The sequence below is a fragment of the Salmonella sp. A7 genome, assembly GCF_020181675.1.
GTDB lineage: Bacteria > Pseudomonadota > Gammaproteobacteria > Enterobacterales > Enterobacteriaceae > Salmonella > Salmonella enterica.
Genome location: NZ_CP084001.1, coordinates 2197661 through 2219178 on the forward strand (window position 1 = coordinate 2197661; position 21518 = coordinate 2219178).

The 21518-nt window shown below is 48.6% G+C and carries 22 protein-coding genes; 13 read left to right on the forward strand and 9 right to left on the reverse strand.

What is annotated here, in order from left to right; all coding sequences use genetic code 11:
- Positions 1 to 88: 88 nt before the first annotated feature.
- Positions 89 to 1630, forward strand: coding sequence for a transcriptional regulator TyrR (gene tyrR, locus LCS67_RS10795; protein ID WP_001235493.1), 1542 nt, complete (start codon positions 89 to 91; stop codon positions 1628 to 1630).
- Positions 1631 to 1720: 90 nt separating this feature from the next.
- Here the strand turns inward: tyrR and tpx are convergent, their stop codons facing one another.
- On the reverse strand, positions 1721 to 2227 hold the full coding sequence (tpx, locus tag LCS67_RS10800) for a thiol peroxidase (protein WP_000084401.1): 507 nt from the start codon (positions 2225 to 2227) through the stop codon (positions 1721 to 1723).
- A gap of 115 nt (positions 2228 to 2342) precedes the next feature.
- Here tpx and ycjG point away from each other — a divergent pair, with 115 nt between their 5' ends.
- Positions 2343 to 3308 (forward strand): L-Ala-D/L-Glu epimerase, encoded by a 966-nt coding sequence (gene ycjG, locus LCS67_RS10805; RefSeq protein WP_001258072.1) that lies wholly within the window; start codon positions 2343 to 2345, stop codon positions 3306 to 3308.
- On the opposite strand, the gene mpaA is transcribed toward ycjG, so the two are convergent.
- Positions 3283 to 4011 carry a murein tripeptide amidase MpaA gene (gene mpaA / locus LCS67_RS10810; RefSeq protein WP_000219104.1) on the reverse strand — a complete coding sequence of 243 codons (729 nt, stop codon included), beginning with the start codon at positions 4009 to 4011 and terminating at the stop codon, positions 3283 to 3285. The genes ycjG and mpaA overlap by 26 nt on opposite strands.
- A gap of 189 nt (positions 4012 to 4200) precedes the next feature.
- On the opposite strand from mpaA, the gene LCS67_RS10815 reads away from it, so the two are divergent.
- On the forward strand, positions 4201 to 5814 hold the full coding sequence (locus tag LCS67_RS10815; RefSeq protein WP_001216560.1) for a peptide ABC transporter substrate-binding protein: 1614 nt from the start codon (positions 4201 to 4203) through the stop codon (positions 5812 to 5814).
- A 96-nt stretch (positions 5815 to 5910) separates the two neighbouring features.
- Here LCS67_RS10815 and LCS67_RS10820 read toward each other — a convergent pair whose 3' ends face one another.
- Positions 5911 to 6840, reverse strand: a complete 930-nt coding sequence (locus tag LCS67_RS10820) for an aromatic alcohol reductase (RefSeq protein WP_000814357.1) — start codon at positions 6838 to 6840, stop codon at positions 5911 to 5913.
- Positions 6841 to 6959: 119 nt separating this feature from the next.
- Between LCS67_RS10820 and LCS67_RS10825 the strand changes: the two genes are divergently transcribed.
- Positions 6960 to 7859 (forward strand): LysR family transcriptional regulator, encoded by a 900-nt coding sequence (locus LCS67_RS10825; RefSeq protein ID WP_000359213.1) that lies wholly within the window; start codon positions 6960 to 6962, stop codon positions 7857 to 7859.
- Between the two features lie 275 nt (positions 7860 to 8134).
- The gene (locus tag LCS67_RS10830; protein WP_000456769.1) at positions 8135 to 9004 is read left to right on the forward strand and encodes an aldo/keto reductase; all 870 of its coding nucleotides are present in this window, start codon (positions 8135 to 8137) and stop codon (positions 9002 to 9004) included.
- A gap of 90 nt (positions 9005 to 9094) precedes the next feature.
- On the opposite strand, the gene bdcA is transcribed toward LCS67_RS10830, so the two are convergent.
- Positions 9095 to 9808: an SDR family oxidoreductase gene (bdcA, locus tag LCS67_RS10835; RefSeq protein WP_000979084.1), complete on the reverse strand. Its 714-nt coding sequence runs from the start codon at positions 9806 to 9808 to the stop codon at positions 9095 to 9097.
- A gap of 77 nt (positions 9809 to 9885) precedes the next feature.
- Here bdcA and LCS67_RS10840 point away from each other — a divergent pair, with 77 nt between their 5' ends.
- Positions 9886 to 10476, forward strand: a complete 591-nt coding sequence (locus tag LCS67_RS10840) for a TetR/AcrR family transcriptional regulator (protein WP_000208480.1) — start codon at positions 9886 to 9888, stop codon at positions 10474 to 10476.
- Between the two features lie 128 nt (positions 10477 to 10604).
- On the forward strand, positions 10605 to 10841 hold the full coding sequence (locus LCS67_RS10845) for a YgdI/YgdR family lipoprotein (protein ID WP_001168016.1): 237 nt from the start codon (positions 10605 to 10607) through the stop codon (positions 10839 to 10841).
- Positions 10842 to 11054: 213 nt separating this feature from the next.
- On the opposite strand, the gene LCS67_RS10850 is transcribed toward LCS67_RS10845, so the two are convergent.
- Positions 11055 to 12164 (reverse strand): hypothetical protein, encoded by a 1110-nt coding sequence (locus LCS67_RS10850; protein WP_000275489.1) that lies wholly within the window; start codon positions 12162 to 12164, stop codon positions 11055 to 11057.
- A gap of 389 nt (positions 12165 to 12553) precedes the next feature.
- On the reverse strand, positions 12554 to 13411 hold the full coding sequence (locus tag LCS67_RS10855; protein WP_077909923.1) for a GyrI-like domain-containing protein: 858 nt from the start codon (positions 13409 to 13411) through the stop codon (positions 12554 to 12556).
- A 291-nt stretch (positions 13412 to 13702) separates the two neighbouring features.
- Here LCS67_RS10855 and zirU point away from each other — a divergent pair, with 291 nt between their 5' ends.
- From zirU to LCS67_RS10875, 4 genes are all read left to right on the forward strand, one after another.
- Positions 13703 to 14548 (forward strand): two-partner-like secretion system exoprotein ZirU, encoded by an 846-nt coding sequence (gene zirU, locus LCS67_RS10860; RefSeq protein ID WP_000273676.1) that lies wholly within the window; start codon positions 13703 to 13705, stop codon positions 14546 to 14548.
- A 74-nt stretch (positions 14549 to 14622) separates the two neighbouring features.
- Positions 14623 to 16605, forward strand: coding sequence for a two-partner secretion translocator ZirT (gene zirT / locus LCS67_RS10865; protein ID WP_057393913.1), 1983 nt, complete (start codon positions 14623 to 14625; stop codon positions 16603 to 16605).
- A 26-nt stretch (positions 16606 to 16631) separates the two neighbouring features.
- Entirely contained in the window at positions 16632 to 17456 is an 825-nt protein-coding gene (locus LCS67_RS10870; protein WP_001611639.1) for a ZirS family two-partner secretion-like system exoprotein, read from the forward strand.
- A 95-nt stretch (positions 17457 to 17551) separates the two neighbouring features.
- Positions 17552 to 18109 (forward strand): redoxin family protein, encoded by a 558-nt coding sequence (locus LCS67_RS10875; protein WP_001062618.1) that lies wholly within the window; start codon positions 17552 to 17554, stop codon positions 18107 to 18109.
- Between the two features lie 104 nt (positions 18110 to 18213).
- Here LCS67_RS10875 and LCS67_RS10880 read toward each other — a convergent pair whose 3' ends face one another.
- Together LCS67_RS10880 and LCS67_RS10885 are read right to left on the reverse strand one after the other, a co-directional pair.
- Positions 18214 to 18552: an antibiotic biosynthesis monooxygenase family protein gene (locus LCS67_RS10880; RefSeq protein ID WP_000051812.1), complete on the reverse strand. Its 339-nt coding sequence runs from the start codon at positions 18550 to 18552 to the stop codon at positions 18214 to 18216.
- Between the two features lie 27 nt (positions 18553 to 18579).
- Positions 18580 to 19266, reverse strand: a complete 687-nt coding sequence (locus LCS67_RS10885) for a B3/4 domain-containing protein (protein WP_023220563.1) — start codon at positions 19264 to 19266, stop codon at positions 18580 to 18582.
- Between the two features lie 43 nt (positions 19267 to 19309).
- On the opposite strand from LCS67_RS10885, the gene LCS67_RS10890 reads away from it, so the two are divergent.
- Positions 19310 to 19912: a helix-turn-helix domain-containing protein gene (locus LCS67_RS10890; protein ID WP_000163368.1), complete on the forward strand. Its 603-nt coding sequence runs from the start codon at positions 19310 to 19312 to the stop codon at positions 19910 to 19912.
- Positions 19913 to 19993: 81 nt separating this feature from the next.
- Here LCS67_RS10890 and LCS67_RS10895 read toward each other — a convergent pair whose 3' ends face one another.
- The gene (locus LCS67_RS10895) at positions 19994 to 21025 is read right to left on the reverse strand and encodes a mechanosensitive ion channel family protein (RefSeq protein WP_000493671.1); all 1032 of its coding nucleotides are present in this window, start codon (positions 21023 to 21025) and stop codon (positions 19994 to 19996) included.
- 238 nt (positions 21026 to 21263) lie between these two features.
- On the opposite strand from LCS67_RS10895, the gene LCS67_RS10900 reads away from it, so the two are divergent.
- Positions 21264 to 21518, forward strand: a complete 255-nt coding sequence (locus tag LCS67_RS10900; RefSeq protein WP_000605645.1) for a DUF2534 family protein — start codon at positions 21264 to 21266, stop codon at positions 21516 to 21518.

The window sequence follows — 21518 nt, forward strand, 5'->3', positions numbered from 1 at the left end:
TGTCAATATTTGTTGACAGAATCCTTCCTGCCAGCCGAATAGTGGCTTATCATCTATTTAATGGTTCATTATTCAGGTGAAGGTTCCCATGCGTCTGGAAGTCTTTTGTGAAGACCGACTTGGTCTGACCCGCGAATTACTTGATTTACTGGTGTTACGTAGCATTGATTTACGCGGAATCGAGATTGATCCCATTGGGCGAATTTATCTTAATTTTGCTGAGCTGGAATTCACCGACTTTAGCAGCCTGATGGCCGAAATCCGCCGTATTTCCGGCGTAACGGATGTCCGTACCGTTCCCTGGATGCCGTCCGAACGTGAACATCTGGCCCTGAGCGCGCTGCTTGAGGCGTTGCCGGAGCCGGTGCTCTCATTGGATATGAAGAGTAAAGTGGAGATGGCGAACCCGGCGAGTTGTCAGCTTTTTGCCCAGAGTCAGGAGCGAATGCGGCACCATACCGCCGCACAATTAATCAACGGCTTCAATTTTCAGCGCTGGCTGGACGGTAACCCGCAAAGCTCCCATAACGAACATGTTGTGATCAACGGGCAAAACTTCCTGATGGAGATTACGCCGGTACATTTACAAAACGAAAATGACGAATACGTGTTGACCGGGGCGGTCGTGATGTTGCGTTCCACGATTCGTATGGGACAGCAGCTACAGAATTTGTCCACGCAGGATCTGAGCGCGTTTAGTCAGATTATTGCCGTGAGCGCAAAGATGAAGCACGTCGTTGAGCAGGCGCGCAAACTGGCGATGCTCAGCGCGCCGCTGCTGATTACCGGCGATACGGGAACCGGCAAAGATCTTTTCGCCTATGCCTGTCATCAGGCAAGCCCTCGTTCAGCGAAGCCGTATCTGGCGCTCAACTGCGCTTCAATCCCGGAAGATGCGGTAGAAAGCGAACTATTTGGCCATGCGCCGGAAGGTAAAAAAGGCTTTTTTGAACAGGCGAATGGCGGCTCGGTGCTGCTGGATGAAATTGGCGAAATGTCGCCGCGTATGCAGGCGAAGCTGCTACGTTTTCTCAATGATGGTACGTTCCGTCGCGTCGGCGAAGATCACGAAATTCATGTTGATGTCCGCGTTATCTGCGCCACGCAGAAAAATCTGGTGGAGCTGGTGCAAAAAGGACTGTTCCGCGAAGATCTCTATTATCGACTTAACGTTCTGACGCTTAATTTGCCGCCGTTGCGCGATTGTCCGCAGGATATTATGCCGTTGACCGAACTGTTCGTGGCGCGTTTTGCCGACGAACAGGGCGTTCCGCGACCGAAACTGTCTGCCGATCTGAGTACGGTCCTCACTCGTTACGGCTGGCCGGGTAACGTTCGCCAGCTTAAAAATGCGATTTACCGGGCGCTGACGCAACTGGAAGGGTATGAGCTGCGTCCGCAGGATATCCTGCTGCCTGACTACGATGCCGCGACGGTGGCAGTCGGCGAAGATGCGATGGAAGGTTCGCTGGATGACATTACCAGTCGTTTTGAACGTTCTGTCCTGACCCAGCTTTATCGTAGCTATCCGAGTACGCGTAAACTGGCGAAACGGTTGGGGGTATCGCACACCGCGATAGCTAATAAGCTGCGTGAATATGGTCTGAGCCAGAAGAAGGGTGAAGAGTAGAAAAAAAAGAAGGCCTCTGGATAGAGGCCTTCTTGTGACAAAAGAGCACCGCCTGTAGCACTGACAAACGTAGCGCCAGCAGTCGCTGGCTTATGCCTTCAGGACATTAAGCGCGGCGTCGTAATCCGGCTCGTGGGTGATTTCATCCACCAACTGGCTGAAAATAACGTTGTCGTTTTCGTCAAGCACGATGACTGCGCGCGCCGCCAAACCTTTCAGCGGGCCGTCAACGATTTCGACGCCGTAGTTTTTCAGAAACTCGTTATTACGCAGAGTGGAAAGCGTAATAACGTTGCTCAGGCCTTCCGCGCCGCAAAAACGCGACTGTGCAAAAGGCAGGTCAGCAGAAACGCACAATACGACGGTATTCTCCACTTCTGTGGCCAGTTGATTAAACTTACGAACTGATGCGGCGCATACGCCAGTATCAATGCTTGGGAAAATATTCAGCACTTTGCGTTTGCCTGCATATTGGCTGAGGGAAACGTCAGACAAATCTTTTGCGACAAGAGTAAAAGCCTGTGCTTTGCTACCAGCCTGCGGAATAACGTTGGCAACGGTGACCGGGTTACCCTGGAAATGTACAGTCTGTGACATAATTATGTTCCTATTTACTTATAGTTAACGTCGAAATCCAGTTTAAGTCATTATTCATTAACACGGCAAATACTATTTGTAGCAAGCCGCGTCCGGCGCTATCAGAGGGGAAGAGATGAGATCTGTTAAGGTATATGAGGAAACCTGGCCGTTGCATACGCCTTTCGTTATTGCGCGTGGTAGCCGAAGCGAAGCGCATGTTGTCGTTGTCGAACTGGAAGAAGAGGGCGTAAAAGGCATCGGGGAATGTACGCCATATCCACGTTATGGTGAAAGTGATGCCTCGGTCATGGCGCAAATCATGAGTATTGTGCCTCAGTTGGAAAACGGACTGACTCGCGAAGCATTGCAGAAACTGTTGCCGGCAGGCGCGGCGCGCAACGCGGTGGATAGCGCCTTATGGGATTTGCAGGCCCGCCAGCGGCAGCAAAGCCTTGCCGGGTTGCTCGGCGTGACGCTGGCCCCGGTTTTTACTACCGCGCAAACGGTAGTGATAGGCACGCCGGAACAGATGGCAGCCAGTGCGGCGGCACTATGGGAAAAAGGGGCGACGTTGCTGAAAATCAAACTCGATGCTCGTCTGATTAGCGAACGTATGGTGGCGATCCGCGCGGCGGTGCCGGAGGCGACGCTCATTGTGGACGCCAATGAATCGTGGCGTCCGGAGGGGCTGGCGGCGCGTTGCCAGTTACTGGCGGATCTGAATGTCGCGATGCTGGAGCAGCCGCTGCCCGCGCAGGATGACGCCGCCCTGGAAAATTTTATTCATCCGTTGCCCATCTGTGCAGATGAGAGCTGCCATACTCGCAGTAGTCTGAAAGCCCTGACGGGGCGCTACGATATGATTAACATTAAGCTGGATAAAACCGGCGGTCTGACCGAGGCGCTGGCGCTGGCAACGGAGGCGCGGGAGCAAGGATTCGGCCTGATGCTGGGCTGTATGCTCTGTACATCAAGAGCGATTAGCGCCGCGCTGCCGCTTATGCCGCAGGTGAGCTTCGCCGATCTTGATGGCCCAACATGGCTGGCGGTTGATGTTGAGCCCGCGCTACGCTTTACGACGGGTCAACTCCATCTTTAGGATGCCAGCGGAGCAGATTCGACATAGCCAGCAGGTATTTTTCGCTGGCTTCATCGGCAGAAACAGGGGGAAACTCGGCGGTAATGCAGTGCAGGTTGAGGTCGGCGCACCAGCTGCCAAACGAACCGGGCGTTTCGTAACCAACGCTGGTCACCAGCGGCAACGCAAACGCATCGGCCAGCCACTCGCCTAGCTCGCTGCGACGTGGATCTTCAATGCAGGCCAGGGGATCGTGAAAAGAGACGACCCAGGCGGGTTGGAGTCGATGTATTAACTGGCAAAGCGCCTGGGTTTCCGGTTCTGAGCCGGGATGGTCGCCGGTTAGCAGCACGACATCACGCTCTTGCGCGCGGCTATTCCAGCGATAAACTGTTTCACCCGCTTTCCAGTTGGCGGCGGGAAAGTTACGGTTTAAATCAATGCCATTTGCATTTGCCCTTAATCCCAGTTGACAGCCATCAGGATTAACGGCAAGTACGACATGATGACGGCGAAGGGAAGGATTTAAGGTGCGTAACGCACAGGAGAGCGTCACCACGGATGAGGTTTCATCCCCGTGGGTGCCAGCCAGTATCAGGCCGCTTTCGCGATCGGCGGCAGGCGCCGGAAACCAGATTAGCGGTGCGCCTAGTAGCGAACGTCCATAATGTTCAGTGCCTGGCGGAAATGCGCCGCGCTCGGCACGGGGGCGGGTGACAGTCATACATGTTTCCCGAAGCTGAGACCAGTAGGGTAATCATCGTAGTGTTGTGTAAAACCCGCCGATTATCAAATGGTTTCTATTTACCCTCTTGTATGGCGCGATATCAACTTTCTGGCGGAAGATAATTGCATTTCTTTCTGCTGAAACAAATAATTACGTTGTTATTTAACTCATCTTTGAGGAACTTCTATGAGGCATTCTGTTTCAGTAACCTGTTGTGCGCTGTTGGTTAGCAGCTTTTCCCTGGCATATGCTGCGGATGTTCCCGGTGGAACGGTACTGGCAGAGAAACAAGAACTGGTGCGTCATATCAAAGATGAGCCCGCTTCGTTAGATCCAGCGAAAGCCGTTGGGCTGCCTGAAATTCAGGTGATCCGCGATCTATTTGAAGGGCTGGTTAACCAGAACGAAAAGGGTGAAATTATCCCTGGCGTCGCCAGCCAGTGGAAGAGCAATGATAATCGTATCTGGACGTTTACGTTGCGGGATAATGCGCAATGGGCCGATGGAACGCCGGTGACCGCCCAGGATTTTGTCTATAGCTGGCAACGTCTCGTTGATCCCAAAACGCTTTCCCCCTTCGCCTGGTTTGCCGCTCTGGCTGGCATCACTAATGCGCAAGCCATTATCGACGGTAAAGCCACGCCGGATCAGCTTGGCGTCAGTGCCGTGGACGCGCACACTTTGCGTATTCAGCTTGACAAGCCGTTGCCCTGGTTTGCCAGTCTGACCGCCAGTTTTGCCTTTTATCCGGTCCAAAAAGCGAATGTTGAAAGCGGTAAAGACTGGATGAAGCCGGGAAAACTGATCGGCAATGGCGCGTATGTGCTTAAAGAGCGCGTGGTAAATGAAAAACTGGTGGTCGTGCCTAATACGCATTACTGGGATAACGCGAAAACGGTACTGCAAAAAGTGACATTTTTACCCATTAACCAGGAGTCGGCTGCGACGAAACGTTATCTTGCCGGTGATATTGATATCACCGAATCTTTCCCTAAAAATATGTACCAGAAATTATTGAAGGATATTCCAGGGCAAGTTTATACGCCGCCGCAATTAGGGACTTATTATTATGCGTTTAATACGCAGAAAGGGCCGACGGCGGATTCCCGCGTTCGTCTGGCGCTAAGTATGACCATTGATCGCCGTTTGATGGCGGAAAAAGTCTTAGGTACCGGTGAAAAACCGGCCTGGCATTTTACACCGGATGTCACGGCAGGATTTAAGCCCGATCCTTCACCGTTTGAACAAATGAGCCAGGAAGAACTTAATGCCCAGGCGAAAACATTGCTGCGTGCAGCAGGCTACGGATCGCAGAAGCCGCTTAAATTAACCCTGCTTTACAATACCTCAGAAAACCATCAGAAAATCGCGATTGCGGTGGCGTCAATGTGGAAGAAAAATCTGGGGGTGGATGTGAAATTGCAAAACCAGGAGTGGAAAACGTATATCGACAGCCGGAATACCGGTAATTTTGATGTTATTCGCGCCTCCTGGGTGGGGGATTACAACGAACCGTCGGCTTTCTTATCCTTATTAACGTCCACGCATACGGGGAATATTTCACGCTTTACTAATCCGACTTATGACAAAATCCTGACGCAAGCGACGATGGAAAATACCGCCGAAGCGCGTAACGCGGATTACAATGCAGCGGAGAAAATTTTAACGGAACAAGCGCCTATAGCGCCTATTTATCAGTATACCAATGGCCGGTTAATTAAACCGTGGGTAAAGGGATACCCCATTACTAACCCGGAAGATGTGGCCTATAGCCGTACGATGTATATCGTGAAGCACTGATGCGTACTGGTTTCTTGTTAACGCAAGGTAGCCACGCCCGCCGCCTGATGCTGGCAGAAGGCATGGGAATTAAGCGATCGCCTGATGCCGCCGTTCTCATTGGTGTGTTTTCAGCCAGGCGGCAATATCCTGTGTCGGCAGATGATGTTGTGCATTCCAGGTGTCACTCATCGGCCACCACATACCGTCACCACGCGCAAAGGCGACGCGATAGCGCAGCATTGGGTCATGCGGATGTAAACGGAGCTGCTCCTGTAAGTCAGGTAGCGTCAATACGCCTCGGGTAAAAGTTTGCTGCGTCACGCGTTCGACCGTTTCCGCCAGTTTTGCATAAGAGGTCGTTTCCCCCGCGACAAAGACGACTTCGTTAGTGATACGCGGCTGATGCAGATAAATTTCAGTGGTCAGGCGACCAATATCCGCAGGCGACGTGACGGTGACCTGCATTTCCCATCCGCCGAGGGCATTGATGGTTTTTTTGGCTAAGTTGACCACATCAAAGGCCGGTTCGAAGAGAAAAGAGGTAAATATACCGGTTGAAACAATCACCCACTCTGTGACGTTTTGCTCGCGCAAAAGCGTCCTGACGTCATACTGTTCGTCCCACACCGGCTGGCCGCTGCCTTTGCCGACCACATCGTAATTCACGCCAAACTGCCAGGGGAAATAGCGCTTAACGCCCGCCTCCAGTACCGCGCGGGTGATTTTTATCTGGGTACCCGCACCGGCGACAAACCCCATACAATTGATGATCGTATCAAAACCGCGGAATTGATCTTTTAACGCTGCAACCGAACTGCCCGCGATGTCGACCGGGATAAACCGCGCACCGGCATCTGCCAGTTGTTGATGAATGCTGGAACGTCGTTTGCTCTGTTTATCCCTGGATTGCCCTGACACAATAACGCTAACGGAACCATTACGCTGTGTGACCGCCGGAACCAACGACGCCAGCACTGACGCCCCCAGTTGTCCCGCGCCCAGCACCAATACTTTTTCACCTACCTGATTATTGGATTGTTTCATTTGCCCCTCTCTGTGTTGGTTCACCTGTAGATTAAAGATTACGTCAGGGTTCTGCGTTCGATAAGACGCCGAAGACGGGTTAGACTGTTCTGATAAATGGGATAATTGGCGGGGGGAAAATGGACAAGCTGGAAGCGATGCAGGTCTATGTTTGCGTAGTGGATACCCATAGTTTTATCAGAGCCGCCGAAGTGCTGGGCGTGCCGCGCTCAACGGTATCGCGGGTGGTTAAAGAACTGGAATCCTGGCTTAAGATTCAGCTTTTGCAACGTACAACCCGCAAACTTAGCGTGACCGCAGAGGGGCGGCGTTACTACGAAGAGTGCAAAAGAGTACTGGCAGATATCGCGGCCATGGAGTCGTCATTTCCCGGCCGGGCGGCACAACCCAAAGGGCGTTTTAAAGTAGGGATGCCGCAATCTCTCGCCCGGCATTGCATTATTCCCACGCTCCCGGCCTTTTTGCGCCAGTATCCGGAGCTGATACTTTGTTCCAGCGATAGCGTGGAGGATATTATCCTGCAAGGGTATGACTGCGTGATTCGGGCCGGCAGGATCGATGATTCCACCACGCTGGTTGCCCGTCCACTTGCCAGCTTTAACTGGGTGATAGCAGCATCGCCCACTTACATTGAGCGTTACGGTAGCCCTGAAAATTTAGATGATCTGCAAAAACACCATGCGGTCGGCTACCTGAACCACCGCACTGGGCGTACCACCGACTGGTTTTTTACGCGTGAGGGGAAGGATTACGCGATGCGGGTGCAGGAGACGCTGGTTGTCGATGATACGGACGCTTATATTCAGGCCGGAATACAGGGGCTGGGGTTAATTCGCGTCGCCAGCTATCTGGTTGCGCCGTATCTGCACAGTGGGGCGCTGGTGACCTGCATGGACAACCATTCTTATGATTTGCCGCTTGCGCTGGTCTATCCGCAAAACAGGTTTCTGCCGCCTACGGTACGCGCTTTTTATGACTGGTGCAAAACGGCGCTGAGCCAGCCGGAGTCTCTTCGCTAAAAAATATTATTCCGGATATCGCATTGCCTGTTTAGAAAACTTTTTCACAGACGGTCAAAATGACGGTACTGGTTTTGACGCATAAGTAAAAGGCATTATCAAACAGGTGCTACACGGCGAGGATATAGCAAGCACTGAACGTTTGGATGCAATAAAAAATCTGTACAACTGTTATTAATGAACTTTTTGTATAAATATAATCGGATTTAACAATACTCATTGTACCTGTCTTTTGCTCTTATCATGGCGTCTTTACGACGAAAGGGTGCTTTAGCGTGGAATATTCAATATTAAGTAACAACCTTAAAATGCCTATGGTGGGTTTTGGTGTTTTTAAGGTAACCGACAAAGAAGAATGCCAGCAGTCAGTGTTAAGCGCTATTCGCAGCGGTTATCGTCTTATCGATACCGCTGCGGTATACGGCAATGAAGATGCCGTTGGTGACGCTGTTCGTGAAGCCATCGCGACAGGTCTGTGTACCCGTGAGGAGTTATTTATTACTTCTAAACTGTGGGTGCAAGATATGGCTAACTACGATCTGGCCAAAGCAGGTATTGACGCGTCGCTGAAAAAATCCGGGTTAGATTATTTTGATCTGTATTTATTGCATCAGGCCATGGGCGATTATTTTAGTGCGTGGCGCGCGCTGGAAGACGCTTATGAAGCCGGTAAACTAAAAGCCATTGGCGTATCCAACTTCTATGCGCATGTATTAGCCAACTTCTGTGAAACCGTCAGAATTACGCCAATGGTAAACCAGGTCGAATTGCATCCATACTTTGCACAACCCGCCGCGCTGGAAACCATGAAGCATTATAACGTTCAGCCTGAAGCGTGGGCGCCGTTAGGCGGCGGGAGACATAAACCGTATGAAAATGAAATGCTTGAAAGGATTGCCGATGCCCATCAAAAAACCATCGCTCAGGTTGTCCTGCGTTGGAACGTGCAGCGTGGCGTCACGGTTATTCCTAAATCCACTCGACAGGAACGTATTGAAGAGAACTTTACCATCTGGGATTTCTCACTAACGGATAACGAAATGGCTCAAATCAACACACTTGATTTAGGCTATGTTGGCGAAGCGGTGAAGCATTTTAATCCCGAATTTGTTCGCGGTTGTCTTGGCGTTAAAATCCACGATTGATCCCGGCGCTTGCGGATGTTTTCTCGCATGAACAGCTTCTAACACGGTTGCCGGAGCGTAGACGGCAACCGTATGATATTCGCCTGGCCGTCAGGCGCCGAAGGCACCATCGATGGTGTGCATCGCGCCGGTGACGAAAGAGGCTTCCGGACCGGCAAGCCATGCCACCATTCCAGCCACTTCTTCAGGTCTTCCGTGTCGTTTGATCGCCATGAAACTGTGCATCAGCTCTTTCATGGGGCCATCTTCCGGATTGATGTCGGTATCAATGGGGCCTGGCTGCACCACATTTATCGTAATCCCGCGGGGGCCAAAATCACGAGCCAGGCCGCGCGCCAGCCCTTGCAGGGCTGATTTACTGGCGGCGTACGCGGCCATTCCCGGTACGGGCATCCGATCGCCATTCACGGAACCGATAATAATAATGCGTCCACCTTCCGGCATGTTGCGGGCTGCTTCGACTGACGCATGGTAAGGCGCATGGATATTAATACGGAACAAACGATCTATCGCATCGCTATCTTGTTCCAGCGCATCGCCGAAGAGAGCCACGCCCGCATTGACGACCAGAATATCCAGTGGTCCGTACTCACGCACGAGGCTGATGACGGCATCCCGATCGGCGCTATCCGTCTGGATGGCGGTGCTTCCGGTTTCCGCTGCCAGTTTTTCGGCGGCTTCGCGCGATCCGGCGTAGCTGAAAACGACCGATGCGCCGTCAGCGCTAAAGCGTCGTACAATAGCCGCGCCGATACCACGACTTCCCCCTAAAACCAGTACAGATTTGTTGCGAAATAGCATCATCAGGATGTCCTTTATGATATTGTAGTAGCCACTACAATATGCGTAATGAAATCATGCCGTCAAGGAGTTATGTAGTAATGACTACAAAACATAGTCGAACGCCGGGTCGTCCTCGCCAGTTCGATCCGGAGCAAGCCGTTGAAACCGCTCAACACTTATTTCATTCGCGCGGCTACGACGCGGTGAGCGTAGCGGATCTGACAAAAGCGTTCGGGATCAATCCTCCCAGTTTCTATGCGGCGTTTGGCAGCAAGCTGGGGCTGTATACCCGCGTATTAAAGCGTTACAGGATGACCGACGCGATTCCGCTCGGGGCGCTTCTGCGTCACGATCGCCCGACCGCGAAGTGCCTTATTGATGTGCTGATGGAAGCGGCAAGACGTTACGTTGCCGATCCTGATGCCACCGGATGTCTGGTTCTGGAGGGCGCTCATTGTAACGATAAACCGGCACGAGAGGCCGCCTGCGAGTTTTACATCGCTGCTGAAAACCTGATTCGCACTTATGTCGCCATGCGGTATCCGCAAGAGGCTGACCGGACGACGGACTTTATGGGGACGTTAATGGCGGGACTTTCCGCCAAGGCGCGAGCGGGGTATAGCCTGGAGCGTCTTCAGGAGAGCGTACTTCTGGCTGGAGATGTGCTGGAGCGATTACTGCCGGATTAACGCAGCGCATCAAAAAACCTGAGTCAATCAGATATGGGCAAACATGGAGCAATAGCCCTAATCATCCATCTTGCTGTTGCGGTATTCGGTAAAGTACATCAAAAATAGAGGTGTCAGGGAAACAAGAAATACAAAAATGTAGTCTTATTACGGTACTTAGCTTATCAGTGTTGATGCTAGCCGGATGTACAACGACCTATACCATGACGACCCGGACGGGAGAGATTATTGAAACGCAGGGTAAGCCGGAGGTTGACACCGCAACCGGAATGACGAAATACGCTGATGCTTATGGTTATCATCGCGTCATTAAAACCAGTGAAATAGTGCAGACGACAGAAGGCGCATCGAAACTGGACTGGTAATGCGCTAAAGCAGTTGGGAGGCCGTGTCCTGTATGGGTACCGGACAGTTTCTGGGCCTGAATTGAATAGAGTGCCTGTATAGCCGAATTCCGGGTCTCAGCTTGATTTGTGTCGTCAGTTATTTGGTTGTTCCCTGTATATTGAAGGTAAACAGTACTCATGGCTAACGGTCTGTTTTGGATTGCTAACTATCCCGGATTCTGCGCGTTTTATTTAGTCACAACCATGGTTAAGAATATTTTGGGTCAGACTTACACGCCGGGTATTAAGATAATCCGTCGCATAGAGAGCTTGATCGGCATCATTCGGTTCAAGAAGAAACGGCGTGACTTTAGGTATGAGATCAGCAAACAGGTTATATTGATCCACAGAAGCAAAATGCTGGGTAGCGCTGGCCCAGGGCATTCGCATCAGCTCCGCGTAAGAAGGGGATAGTTGAACAGGCAAATCAAATTCTTTCAGATTAGCAAGCATCTCCTTACTCATATAAAATGTGACCCTGTTTCGCGAAAAGGTGTTAAGCACTGCCTTCAGTCGTTTAACTTTTGCTTCTTTACTCATGCTATTATCAAAAAAACGTGGTGAAAGCATAATAGCAATCGATGCGTTTGATGAAATAACATTATGTAGTGGTTTCAGAGCTACAACAATCTGATCGTTTGTGAAGATACGCTGCGTACCAAAGGAGGTAGTATAGTTTCCACCCAGCCAGATCACATAATCTGTTGTTTTGAGGGGAAGGGCTTTTTCCGGTATATTACCCCTGTCAGGTGCCACCGTTTCAATTGCTAGTGAGTCTTGTCCCCAGACATTATTTATTTTAGAACTCAAAAAATTATATTCTGAAATGTTCCTTAGTTTTAGTAGAGTTATCTGTGAACGGGTAAAAAAGAGATTGAATCTCACTTTGTTCTGCAATTGCCGAAGTAATCTGAGCGTGTTCTGATCGATCAGATGAGTATACAGACCAACAGTTTTTCCGGAAAGTATTGCTGAGGCATTGTTCGCAAGAAGCATTTCTTTTATAGCTCCTTGCCCAATAATCAGTACGCAACTGTATTTTTCTGGTCTGATTTTATCTATGGGGATATCGGTAAGATTGACCAGGTCAGGAGTGCCATGCCGCCAATTATCATGAATGACTGTGGCTCCGGAGGCGTCTCCTCCGGCTCCCCTGGTGATAATAAGAGGAGGGTGGGTACTGGCATGTGCGATATACGAAAAACAAGCTACCATTGCTAGCGCTGAGTTTCTGATGGTTGTATACATATCGTCTGCCCTGATTTCGAAAATATGAATAATGTCTCCTCTTATAATGTACATCAAAAAGAGAACATTTTAATTAAACGTTATCTCAACGAGATAAAAGGTTAGCACAGGAAAGTATAGAGAGAATGTAATCATACCAACATTATAGATGTGGGAGTATGAAGGCCCCGCAGGCCGCCCGGCCAGCATACTCCCATTAATAGTTAAAGTATGGACTTTGCTTTTACCGTAAACTGTAGCCAATATTACCTGATCACTACACCGTACAGTACTGTCAGAAACCTGGCTCCGGTGTTGCGTGACAACAAGTTATTTTCTCAATCCTTTCAAAATGTTAACTTATTTAATAGTCACTTATTTTATCAGAATCAATACTGAGAGTTTTATTACCGCTCTGAAAAGAGAAGGCTTTTCAGATGAAATACGTGGATGGTACGAAGTCATTACAGTACAGGGATATAATAATAAAGATCGACAATGGATTCATTATTCTGTTGCTTTTGGACGGATGCCAAATGGAAGTATTCAATATCTTCTCCTTCTCTCCTGATAAGATTCAGTTTTGGCAATATACACATATATATTGTATTGGAAAATTGTTGATATTTTTCCTTATGACCAACGAAATGGAATTTTGCATATTTACCACATTTTATTACCCTCGACATGGGTATTTTGCCTCCATCGACGGAATTATGTTCCATACCAAAAAAACTGCTTACGGCGATGACCTGGTCATTGGTATTATCCGGCTTAAAAGACGAGAGACAATACACATTTTCGCCCCACGTTCTGAGCGTCTCATGAATGATTTTCCATTTTATAGGCGACGCTTTTTTAGGAAGGTCATTTGTTGCGATCTGATGAGATGTTTGAAATCCGAAAATTTCTTTTGACGTAAGCTGACAAATTTCGAACTGATAATGCTCATCACAGTCAAGCCAGTAGGGAGGCCGTAGGTTTCTGAGATCCCAGAAATCAGCCTTGCGATAGTTATTGGGATTGACACCAAATGTCTTTTTGAACTCTCGACTATAGGACTGCACTGAATCAAACCCCATTCTGAACGCGATATCTGTGACCGACTGAGAGGTTAGCTTTAGCAGAGTGGCGCTTCTGCTCAACTTGCGTTGTCTGATATATTTTCCGATAGAGACTCCACACTTTTCTTTAAAAAAATCCTGCAAACTCCTTCGCGAATAACCTGTTATAACAACCAGCTTTTCAATATCAATCCTCTCTTCAATATTTTTTTCTATTTGCTCTAATACTGAGATTATTATGGCTTTTTTCATCATCATTCCTCTTTATTGAAGCCGAAAATATAAACATTTAAGGTATTTGACATACTGTGTTATTAAACTAGTGGGGTTGTTAGCTTTTCTGGCAAAACAAGAAATATTTAAATTGCTTGACGTTTTTGAATAAACTTTACACTTGGAGATCGGTTTTTGCCAGTAAAGCTAAGTAATTAGCATGGCGAAGGGCATAATTTCACAGGGGGTTAAAATGATTGAATAACCCTGAATTTTTAGCTCGTGAGATTATAAATCTCGTAATTATTTCTAATGATTTAATAAAAGGGAATTGTTTTGTACTTCAAAAAATCTTTATTAGCGTTAGCGATTTGTGCATCCGTGGTCTCAGTAGAGGCGGTGGCGAATACCAGAGCCAATGATATGGCTTCTTCTGCTACACCTGCTTCTGTTGGTCACCGTCCTGTGGCAACTACTAATGCAAAAAAGATAGAAGTGTCTGGGGAACTGACGACCGGTTCAACCCTCCAGATAGCGGATGTTTTTATTAGGGATGAGGATGGGGATCCCTTATCGCTGGATAAAATGAATAATGCCGACGATATTAAATGGTACCTGGTGGATAATGAGGCTGCCGATCCTTCTGGAACCCCGGCGGCAACCGGGACGGCTTTTACCATTCCTGCTGATGCAGGCGGTAAAAAAATTAAAATCGTTTACCGGATTAAGACGGCAACGGGGACGCCGGATAGTGCATTCTTGCCTGCCACTGTCTTATTAACTTCTTCATCTTCTGGCGTGGGCGGCGACTCCGCCGCAGACGGTACGATTTCTAATAAGCTACGTTCTGTCACTATCAATGTGGTGAATGAAAGTGGTAAACCAACTGATGAACTCAACGGTACCAATGACGCCAACACCCCAGTGGTGGGCGGCACCCTTGAAGCGGTACTGGAATGTGCCGCCACAGCGGCGGCTGAGTGTGAGGTCAGTAATTATAACTTTACCTGGCAGATGGCGGATGCCGGGACACCAGATAAGTTCACCGATCTGAATAATACCAACGCTGAAAAACATAAATATATTATTAAGGGAACTGAGCAGAATAAACTGTTCCGTGTCCACGTTACGCCTAAAACGACGAAAGCCACGCCGGAGAATAAACGCGCTATCCGTCGCTGATGGTTATCGCCAAATAAACATCTTATTTTAATACTCCCTCTGCCAGGCAGGGGGATATAGCAGGAGACAATAAAGTGGTTTTTTCTAAAAAACCCATTACTAAATATATAACCTGGGCCATTGTTACCAGTCAGATTTCACTCCCGGTCATCGCTGATAGCGATAATGAAATTCAGTCGTGGATTGCGGGGACGGCATCGTCTATTTCTCCGCATCTGCAGGAGGGGACGCTGGAGGATTATGCCAAAGGAAAAATAAAGGCATTACCAGGGCAAGCCGCTAATCATTTGGTGAACGAGGGGATGAAGAGCGCTTTTCCGGAGATTATTTTCCGTGGTGGCGTCAATCTTGAAGATGGCGCGAAATATCGCTCATCAGAGTTCGATATGTTTATTCCCGTCGAGGAAACAACATCGTCTTTACTCTTTGGCCAGCTTGGCTTTCGCGACCACGACAGCAGCAGTTTCGATGGCCGCACCTATGTTAACGTTGGTGTGGGTTATCGCCAGGAGGTCAATGGATGGCTGCTCGGCGTCAATACATTTCTGGATGCCGACATCCGTTATTCCCACTTACGTGGCGGCATTGGCGGGGAAGTTTATAAAGACAGTCTGGCCTTTTCCGGCAACTATTATTTCCCTCTCACCGGCTGGAAAACGTCAGCAGTTCATGAATTACATGATGAGCGTCCGGCATATGGCTTTGATCTGCGAACAAAAGGCACGCTTCCCGATTTTCCCTGGTTCAGTGGCGAGCTGACATATGAACAGTATTACGGGGATAAAGTTGATCTATTGGGTAACGGTACATTAAGCCGGAATCCCCGCGCCGCAGGTGCGGCTCTGGTCTGGAATCCTGTCCCCTTGCTTGAGGTCAGAGCAGGATATCGGGACGCCGGTAACGGCGGATCGCAGGCTGAGGGCGGTCTGAGAGTCAACTATTCCTTCGGTACGCCGTTACATGAACAGCTTGATTACCGCAACGTTGGGGCGCCGTCGAATACGACTAATCGGCGTGCCTTTGTCGATCGTAATTACGATATCGTCATGGCGTATCGGGAGCAGGCCAGTAAAATCCGCATTACGGCAATGCCTGTGTCAGGCCTGTCCGGGACGCTGGTGACATTAATGGCGACGGTAGATAGCCGTTACCCGATTGAGAAAGTTGAGTGGTCGGGTGATGCGGAGCTTCTCGCCGGGCTCCAGCTTCAGGGGAGTCTGGGCAGCGGCCTTATCCTTCCACAACTTCCGCTGACGGCGACCGACGGTCAGGAGTATAGCCTTTATTTAACGGTGACTGACAGCCGGGGTACTCGCGTGACCTCCGAGCGTATCCCGGTAAGGGTGACACAGGATGAGACCAGTTTCCGTTCCTGGATAAATGTTATCAATGACGATGTTCAGGTTGAGGATGGCAACTTTGTTGTCAGTACGCCGCTTCCCGCCGGAGAAGAGGGGAAGGTTATTGAGTGGCACTACGTGCGCGAGCGCTCTGAAGAGGAGTGGGCGTCGCTCAAACCACGTAATATTAAGTATCAATCAGATACGCCGGGTCTGGCATTTAAAGCACTCGGTGGTAGAGAGCGTGACGGCCATTGGGTTGAACGGGTTCTGGTGACCCATATCGGCGATGATGCCCGCTCGCTCAAATTACATATTGAAGCAAGCGGACCAGACGATAAACATCCGGTGAAGGGTACCGTACTACTACAAGCGCAGTCAGACAGTATTGCGCAGAAGGTCACTTCTGTGGAGGTGCTTTTTACGCCGGGTACTGAAGAAGCCAACGGAAGCGTTACCGCGCCAGTCGTCGGAACGGAAATGCGAGCCAGAACGCTTTGTATAAATAACACGGACTGTACTGATGCGTTTAATTATCAGTGGGAAATCTCGGATGAAATGAAATCCTGGCAATCCGTACCGGGGGCGACAAAAGCCACCTGGCTTATCCCTTATAGCCTTAACGGGGAATCGCTACAGAATAAATATATTCGCGTCAGAATTATTTCTGATAAAGAAAATGCTAAGAGTTCTACCGCAGCATCTGATGCGAATTAATGTTTTAAAAAGGATCAACAGTGCGTATGTCGAAACATAATCTTATTATCTATAGCCTGCTTCTGGCGGCTGCGTCGATAAGCGTCTTGGCGGATTCGTCGACAACGTCCGCGGCAACCGTCGGGATGTTTTCTCCTCCTACGGCGCCGAGCGTTGGGCACAGGCCTAGTTCGCCGTTGAGTGATTATGGGTTGGAATTGAATGGGTATTATGGATATTTTGAATCATATATACCTATACCAGGCATGCTTTTAAAAGCAAGAATGGTTGGGAGAGTCAGTGATCTTGATTCTGAAAAATATCAAGCTAATGAAACGGCTACCACAGTATGTACGTATTATCGCGTTGAGAAAGATGACTCACAGCATGAGCTTCTACGTGAAAAGCCGTGTAAATATGAAATTGTTATCAGCGAGGATAATGTAGGTTCGAAGATAAGAATTGAGCATTATAACGAAACAGATATGGTCTCAGCACCAGGATATACGCCTGTGCCGATGGTTTCTGAACTCCATTCTATTGAAACAAAACGTATAGTTAAATTGAGTAAAGATTTATCTGTCATTAGTGCAGATAAATCTTTACTGATGCCAGGAGAGAGTGCTGTTGTGAAAATTATTGTTAAAGATATAAATAATAACCCCATATCTAATCTCAATCTCCAGTGTGGGCATTTTCCAACAGGAAGTTGGAATAGTCGATGCGATATCAAAGCCGGGGGTAATCCCGGAGAGTATCTTCAGACGGTAACTTATAATGGAGGTTCAAATGGAGAGTTGAAATTGACATATAAATATTTTGGGGAATTGATTAAAGATAAATTTACTATCTCCGGGACAATAAAAAAGTAGAGTAAAAACAGCAATGAATAATGGGTTGGCTTTTATTTCACTGCTCTTATTATGGATGTTGACTTGGTTCTTTAGTAGATTGCTAAATAATTATTATGGCTAAAATAATACAAACGTTAAAAGGAGAACTTTTTATGACACCAGCAACAACACAAGATTATATTTCATTGGGTCAGGAACACGCTGTCACCTTTGGCAAAACGCAGCTGACCCTCAAACCCGGTATACTGGCTGAAGGCAAACCATTACCCTGCACAAAGGGGCTGGTGAGCCATAATTTATTACCGGGTTACTGTATCCCGGGGATAAAAAAGCGGATTATTGTCGTCCCGTCACTGGATACGCCGGTTTGTGAATGGCAGGTAAAAGACTATAGTGACCGCCTTAAATCAGCGGGTAGCCACTCAAACCGGGCGGTATATGTGCTGAGTATGGATACGCCATTTGCTCAGGCCCGTTTTATTCGGGAACATGATATTCATCCCGGCATAACCTTTTTTTCTGACTACGCTTGCCGCCAGTTTTTGGATAATTCCGGGCTGAAAATTAATGAGCTCAGTATTTTTGCCAGAGCGTTGATAGAGTGCGATGAAAACAATGTGGTTACGCGTGTTAGTGTACCACGAGATATCACTCATCTTCCTGTTTACTAATCACTTATATCAGCACGCCCCTGCACAGAGAACCGAATAACCGGCAATGCAGGGGCGCAGGCATTCTCTTGTGTGCCCCCACATTTAATACATATACTATTGCATCACGCATAAGGAACTGAAAATGATGCCAGCGGATGGGGCAGGTTAACGTTATGGCACCCCTGAATTTCTGCAATAATCGTCTGGTAACCGGAAAGCCACTTATGACTTTGTGATTTGGCCTGCTGGTGCTGTAAATTATTTATCAATAGCTCCATTGATTCGCGGGTCTGCCAGTAATAATTATTAACCATTCTTCCGCTGGCGGCATCGGTATAGCTTTCCATCCCAATATAGCCATCAATAGACTGCGTATAGCGCTCAATCCAGCCATCCAGTTGATAAAACTCTTCGTCGTACTCTTTTTTTTCGAAAATAAAACTTGTCAGAAACAGCGACATGGTATTTCTCCTGTTACGCAATATCAATCAAACACCTATCAACGTGGATTCAAAACGTAAACCTGGCATCATTTTTTCAAGGCCGTCAGTCAGCATGTTTCCTGCCGCGTACAATTCATCAACCGGCATTTCCGGCAAGCTTTCAAGGATAAACCACATCGCTTTATCTGAAGCGCTTAGTCGGGTACGTACTCCCTGACGCCAGTTCCAGCGCCGACAGGTGACGCCTCTGTCATCGCGCCAGATAACTTCGCCCGGTTCTGGCGACTCGGTGGCGGGTTGTCCTTCTTTCAGAGTATCAAATGTTTCACTACCGTCTGCGAAAACCAGCCGCGGCGATCCACAATAAGCCGCGCTATTTTCGCCGCCTACCGGTACGGCATAGCGCAGGCTCACGGCGTTATAAAGATCAACGACCGGATCCAGCGCCGCCATTGTTCCATCCTTCAACACGCGTTTTCGTAGCGCTTCAGCCGAGCAGGGGGTGCGCTTTGGTTTTGCGCCGAATGCTTTAAACACTGCATTCCAGGCGTCTATATGCGCCTGTGCCCACGCCGGTTGGCCGTTAATTACGGCCTGACAGGCCTCTTTTAGCGCGATTTCTCCGACCTGCGCATCGCGAATCGGAGCGGCAATGACATTAATACTTAATGCACGAAAGCCGGGAGCGATACGGGCCAGTTCCGGGCTGATTGACGGTAACATAGAAGACATCGCATAATCCTGTAATGACTATTTTCTTCTATGATATCGACCAATGACCAAAAAAGTCAACTTATCGACCACGGCGGGCGCCGACGTCAGCACGATAAATGAAGCTGTTTCCCAACGTATCAAACAATTTCGTAGCCAAAAAAAGATGTCGCTGGATGAGCTTGCGCGGCGTTCCGGCGTCAGTAAAGGAATGCTGGTGGAAATTGAAGGCTGTAAAGCCAATCCAAGCATTGCGCTGTTATGTAAGATCGCGGCGGCAATGGGAGTGTCCGTGGCGGATTTTGTCAACGTCGCCAGCGAGCCGATGGTCCATCTTATCGACCGGGATGCTATTCCGGTGTTGTGGCGCGGCGAGAAAGGCGGCAGCGCAAAACTGATGGCGGGAACCAGCGGGCCGGATATGCTGGAACTCTGGCAATGGATAATGCATCCTGGTGAACAGTTTGAATCGGCAGGGCATCCGGCAGACACCTGTGAATTACTGTTTGTTAATCAGGGAACACTGACATTAACAGTCAACGGTAGACGCTTTATTATTCGGGAGGGCTGCTCCGCTGTAGCCAGAACCGACATGCCTCATGCCTACGTTAACGACACTAATGAGGTGCTTGAATTTACCATGACGGTGAATGAAAAGAGCCGTTGATCACCGTAAGGCGCTAACAACCCGTCATCCGGACAGGGAAGCCTCGGTGCCCGATAAGCATTTTCGGGCACCGGCTATCTTTTATTTTGTCGCAGGCGCGGCCTCCGGGTCATCGATATAGAGCGTCTGGCTTGGGAAGGCGAAGTCAGCGCCGTTTTCCTGGACAATCGCAATAATTTTCAGGTAAACATCCTGCTGTACGGCAAGCCATTCCTGCCATACTGTTGTTTTGGTAAAGCAATACACCATAATATTCAGCGAAGAGTCGGCGAATTCATTAAAATAGACCAACAGCGTCTGTTTCTGATCGATATCGCTGTGCGCCTGCAGCATGTTTCTGATAGCGTCAACAATGAGGCCAATTTTGTCGGCATCTTCGTAACGTAATCCAATAACTGTTTTTATTCGACGGTTGGTCATCCGTCCCGGATTCTCAACGCTAATGGATGAAAAGACCGAGTTAGGCACGTACAACGGGCGGTGGTCGAATGTGTTAATTCGTGTAATTCGCCAGCCGATTTCGGCGACCGTACCTTCGATATTTCTGTCAGGAGAACGAATCCAGTCTCCGATACTGAAGGGGCGATCGAAATAGAGCATAATACCGGAGAAAAAATTGCTCAGGACATCTTTGCCCGCCATACCAACAGCGATACCGCCGATACCGCCAAAGGTCAGCAGACCGGACAGACTCATGCCAAAATGTTCGCCATACAGTAAGACAATCGCGACAATAATGGTTATTTTTATGACCCGTGCCAGAATACGGGTACTGGTGACATCTCTACCTTTATTGACCTGTGCTTTTTCAAATTGGTTAATAATCAGGAAAAGTTTTATCGTCAGAATAAGCGCAATGAGCGAGGTGCAGATAAAATCAATGACCCCGGAAGAGATAAAACGCAAATTATAATCTTCAATAGCATTATTCAGGATGCTCCCGATGGTCCCAATAATAATCGCGTAGATAAAAAACTGTGCCGCATGGAACGTGAATCCTTTCTTCCACTGTACGTTACGGCTGAGCCAAAATCTCACGACCAGCAACGCCATGCCGCAACTGAAAAGTATCGCCAGATTAAATGCGTTTTTGAGAAAAAATTCAGTGAACATTATTGTTTTCCGCTCCTTCCTACGATAACAGCTCAGAATGACCTGATTAACAGGTATTTTACCCAGGATAAACGCGTAGATCATCGATAAGTAAAAAGAAGAAATAGTGCTATTAGCTTTAATCTCAGCGGTTTACTTTTTATGTAAATACAATGTCACGTTTTATGGAGCAGACATCGCGTGATTGTCATGGTATTGTTGCTATCAGGTAACAAAGTCATCTGTAAAGGACAATACTATGATCATGATGAAGCTGAAATCGGCGAAGGGGAAAAAATTTCTGTTATGCCTGCTGGCAGTGTTTATCGTTGCGGCATCGGTGGTAACGCGCGCGACTATCGGCGGTGTGATTGAGCAATATCATATTCCACTGTCCGAGTGGACAAGCTCTATGTATGCCATTCAGTCGGCAATGATTTTCGTTTATAGTCTGGTGTTCACTATTCTGCTGGCGATTCCTTTGGGGATCTATTTCCTCGGCGGAGATGAGTAA